General features: G+C 70.1%; 5 protein-coding genes. 2 read left to right on the top strand and 3 right to left on the bottom strand.

Annotated features, from left to right (window positions below):
* Positions 1-722, top strand: a 722-nt coding sequence (locus PV363_RS16380; RefSeq protein WP_301022894.1) for a DUF808 domain-containing protein, incomplete at its 5' end; no start/stop codon positions are given.
* Here PV363_RS16380 and PV363_RS16375 read toward each other — a convergent pair.
* Entirely contained in the window at positions 631-2109 is a 1479-nt protein-coding gene (locus PV363_RS16375; RefSeq protein WP_220343994.1) for a cytochrome P450, read from the bottom strand. The genes PV363_RS16380 and PV363_RS16375 overlap by 92 nt on opposite strands.
* Before the next feature lie 74 nt (positions 2110-2183).
* On the opposite strand from PV363_RS16375, the gene PV363_RS16370 reads away from it, so the two are divergent.
* Positions 2184-2804, top strand: coding sequence for a TetR/AcrR family transcriptional regulator (locus tag PV363_RS16370; protein WP_220343993.1), 621 nt, complete (start codon positions 2184-2186; stop codon positions 2802-2804).
* 38 nt (positions 2805-2842) lie between these two features.
* On the opposite strand, the gene PV363_RS16365 is transcribed toward PV363_RS16370, so the two are convergent.
* Entirely contained in the window at positions 2843-3382 is a 540-nt protein-coding gene (locus PV363_RS16365; RefSeq protein ID WP_301022893.1) for a dihydrofolate reductase family protein, read from the bottom strand.
* 109 nt (positions 3383-3491) lie between these two features.
* The coding region (locus PV363_RS16360) for a TIGR00730 family Rossman fold protein (protein ID WP_301022892.1) at positions 3492-3956 on the bottom strand (465 nt) is incomplete at its 5' end.

Raw genomic sequence — 3956 nt, 5'->3', positions numbered from 1 at the left:
CGCTGCGCAACAAGTTCGTCTTCATCCTTCCTCTCGCGCTGCTGCTGAGCCAGTTCGCGCCGTGGCTGCTCACACCGATCCTCATGCTCGGCGGCACCTACCTGTGCTACGAGGGTGCGGAGAAGCTCTGGGAGAAGGTCTCGGGACACCATCCCCCGGAGGCTCCCGCGTCGTCGCAGGGCGCCGAGGCGGAGGGTCGTGTCGTGAGCGGCGCCGTGCGGACCGACCTGATCCTCTCCGCGGAGATCATGGTGATCGCTCTCAACGAGGTCGCCGACGAGCCTCTCCTGTCGCGGGCGGTCATCCTGGCCGTCGTCGCGCTCGGCATCACCGCGCTCGTCTACGGAGTCGTCGCCGTCATCGTGAAGATGGACGACATCGGCCTCTCCCTCGCCGCGCGCAGCTCCGCGGGTGCCCGTGCTGTCGGTCGGTTCCTCGTCAAGGCGATGCCCGTCGTCCTCGCGACGCTCTCCGTCGTCGGTGTGGTCGCGATGCTCTGGGTCGGTGGCCACATCCTCCTCGTCGGGATCGACGAGCTCGGGTGGCACGCGCCGTACGACCTGGTCCACCACCTGGAGGAGATCGTGCACGACGCCGTGCCGAGCCTGGGCGGCGCGCTTCCGTGGATCGTCAATACGACGGCTTCGGCACTGCTGGGTGTCCTGGTGGGCGCGATCGTGGTCGCGGCATCCCACCTGGTGCCGCGCCGCCGGGCGCACTGAGACCGGGCGTACGCCGCGACAGCGTCAGCTCCATCCCCTGCGGCATGAGGGTGAGGCGCTCGTCGATGCGCAGCTCGTACGCCGGGTCGCCCGTGACGTCGTAGCGGTGCAGGATGCGCGCCAGCGCCATCGTCGCCTCGTGCACCGCGAACTGGCGCCCGATGCACGCCCGCTCCCCCGTCCCGAAGGGCTTGGCCGTGCTCGCGAGCCGCGGCGGCCTCGGGCGGTCGGGGTCGAAGGCGTCCGCCGTCTCCCCCCACACGGCCGGGTCGCGCTGGACGAGGGGCAGGAACACGAGGGCCCAGTCGCCGGGGGTCATCGTCCAGCGACCGCCCAGCGTCGTCGTCTCGCGAGGGGTGCGCGCATAGCCGGGGGCGGTCGGCCACAGCCGCAACGCCTCGTCGAGCACCTTGCGGATGTAGCGGAAGCGCGCCACCTGCTCGTACGAGGGGGTGGCGTCGGGGTCGGGGCCGAGGATCGCATCGGTCTCCGCCTGCACCTTCGCGAGCGCCTCGGGATGGCGCACCAGGTAGTACAGCGCGAACGACAGCGCCCCGGACGTCGTCTCGTGGCCGGCGACGAGGAACGTGAGGATCTGGTAGCGGATGTTCTCGTCGCTGAGCCGCGCCCCGGTCTCGGGATGAGCCTGATCGAGCATGATGCCGAGCAGGTCGTCGCCGCCGCTGGTCGGCGCCCGGCGGCGGGCGACGACGATGTCGTCGAGGAACCGGTTGACGTAGTCGAGCTGCTCGGCGTGCTGGCGGTCCAGGCGTCGTTCGAGCAGCTTCGCTGCCGGCAGCGCGCCGATGACTCCCTTGCGGCGCCCGATGGTCAGCGCGGTCACCATCCCCTCGACGAACGGGTGGAGCTCGGTCGTGGTGAACGACCCGAAGGCCTGGCTGAACCCCGTGCGTCCGATCGTCTCCAGCGTCAGTCGAGTCATGTCCGCGGAGGCGTCGACGCGCCCCGTCCCCGCGTCCCACACGGTGAAGAGCTCGTCGAGCGTCTCGGCCATCACCGGGTGGTAGCGCTGCATGGCCTGCTTGGTGAACGCGGGGACGAGGAGGTCGTGGGCGAGCTGCCAGTTGGGCTCCTCGTTGTAGGCGGTGAAGAGGCCGTCACCGGCGATCCCGCGCAGGCCGTCGAGCGCCGGAGAGTTCGCCTTGGCGAAGCGCGACTCGTCGTTGAGCTCGGCCGCCAGCTCCGCGTCGGTCACGAAGACGAACTTCTGTCCGAAGACAACGATCTCGAAGATCGGTCCGAGGTGGCGGTGGTGCTCGAGGATGTACTGGACCGGGCGGTCGGGATCCATGCTGCTGGCGTCCTTCATCCAGCGTCGCCGTCCGGCAGGGTGCGGGAACGTGTGGCCGGACCAGGCATTGCGCATCGAGACTCCTTGTTGCACGTCGGTTCAGCAAGACTGGGCCTCTTGTTGAACCCGTGTCAAGTAGTGTTCGCAGCATGGCGGTCCGTACGAGGCTCACCCCCGAGCAGCGACGCGCGCAGCTCCTCGAGCTGGGCGCCCAGCTGTTCGCCACCGCGCCGTACGAGGACGTTCACATCGAGCGCGTGGCCGAGATGGCGTCGGTGTCACGCGGCCTGCTCTACCACTACTTCCCGACCAAGCGAGCGTTCTTCGCCGCGTTGCTCTCGGAGGCGGCCGACCACCTCGCGGAGGCGACGACACCCGACCCGGACGTCGACCCGCGCCGCCAGCTGGTCGACGGCATCGAGAGCTATCTGCGGCACTGTGCCGCGAACCGGCTCGGCGTCAGCACCATCCACCGCGGGGCAGCCAGCGGCGACCCCGAGATCGAGGCCATCCTCGAACGCTCGACCCGTCTGCACGAGGAGCGCATCCTGACGGTGCTCGTCCCTGGGCACGAGCCAGACCCGCTGCTCACGCTCGCCGTACGGGGGTGGCTGCTGCATCTGCGCACGGTCGGACACGAGTGGGCGACCACGGCTCCCGACGTGCCGCTCGGCGAGGTCCGCGACATGTGCGCGGGTGCGCTCGTCGGTGCGCTCAGCGCCCTGCCTCCCGATGCCCGCCCGGCCACGCTTGCGGCGCTGACCGTCTGACGGCTCGCAGCGCGCGTCAGCGCCACGAGGAGGTGACGCTAGCGCCGGGCCCGGTAGTCCGCGAGCATGCTGCCGGACGGCGTCCCCACGACGCGCTCGAGCTCCCACCACTGGGGGTCGCGGGCACCGTCCCACAGACGACGCCCCTCACCGACCGCGACCGGCGCGACCACCAGGCGGAGCCGGTCCACGAGGTCGGCGGCGAGCAGTGAGGAGGTGAGCGTGAGGCTCCCGTGCACGCCGATGTCACCGCCAGGCCGGCCCTTGAGCTCCCGTACGACGTCCTCGAACGAGCCGTCGACGACCGTGGTGGCGTTCCACCCCGGCTCAAAAGGGCGGGCGGTGGCGACGTACTTCGGCACGGCGTTGATGAAGCCGGCGAACGGCTCGTGGTCGCTGTCCGGCCAGTACGTCGACCACTCCTCGTACATGGCGCGACCCAAGAGGACGGCGTCCTGCGACGCGATCACGGCGCGCAGGTTGTCGTACATGACCTCGTCGAAGTCGAGGACGAACTGGTCGGGCGTCTCGGCGACACCGTCCAGGGACAGCAGCATGTAGGCGACGACGTCGCGCATGGTTCCTCCGTACGGTCGTGGCAGGTACGACAGGGTGACCGTCAACGGCGCGCGGAGTCATCGGTCCGCGCCGAGGGCGTCGGCGAGATCCCGCGCAAACTCGCCTGAGCTAGCGCCGAGCGGCCACGACCTGCGCGGCGAGACCGTCGAGAACCCTCGGGAGGTCGGTGTCGACGACGAGCGCGTCGACCAGACCGCGACTCATGAAGCCGTGCTCGGCGATCCGGTCGAGCATCATGACGAGCGGGTCCCAGAACCCCGCCGGGTTGAGCAGTCCGAGCGGCTTGGCGTGCAGGCCGAGCGTCTGCCACGTCCACACCTCGAACATCTCCTCCAGCGTCCCCAGCCCACCCGGGAGGACGAGAAAGGCGTCGGCACGCTCGGCCATCGTCGCCTTGCGCTGATGCATCGTCCCCACGACCTCCAGCTGCAGCCCGGGCTCGTCCGAGCGTGCCCACTCGCGCTCCACCATGAAGCCGGGGATCACGCCGTACACCCGACCGCGGTGGTCCAGCGCGCCACGCGAGAGTGCGCCCATGAGACCGCTCCCGCCACCTCCGTAGACGAGCTCGAT

Source organism: Mumia sp. (assembly GCF_028803055.1).
Classification (GTDB): domain Bacteria; phylum Actinomycetota; class Actinomycetes; order Propionibacteriales; family Nocardioidaceae; genus Mumia.
This window is presented reverse-complemented; position numbering and strand designations above follow the sequence as displayed.

What these genes read in the sequence shown, in the direction of transcription:
- PV363_RS16375 (WP_220343994.1), bottom strand. Translation starts at nt 2,109, where the DNA reads ATGCGCAATGCCTGGTCCGGCCACACGTTCCCGCACCCTGCCGGACGG.
- PV363_RS16370 (WP_220343993.1), top strand. Translation starts at nt 2,184, where the DNA reads ATGGCGGTCCGTACGAGGCTCACCCCCGAGCAGCGACGCGCGCAGCTC.
- PV363_RS16365 (WP_301022893.1), bottom strand. Translation starts at nt 3,382, where the DNA reads ATGCGCGACGTCGTCGCCTACATGCTGCTGTCCCTGGACGGTGTCGCC.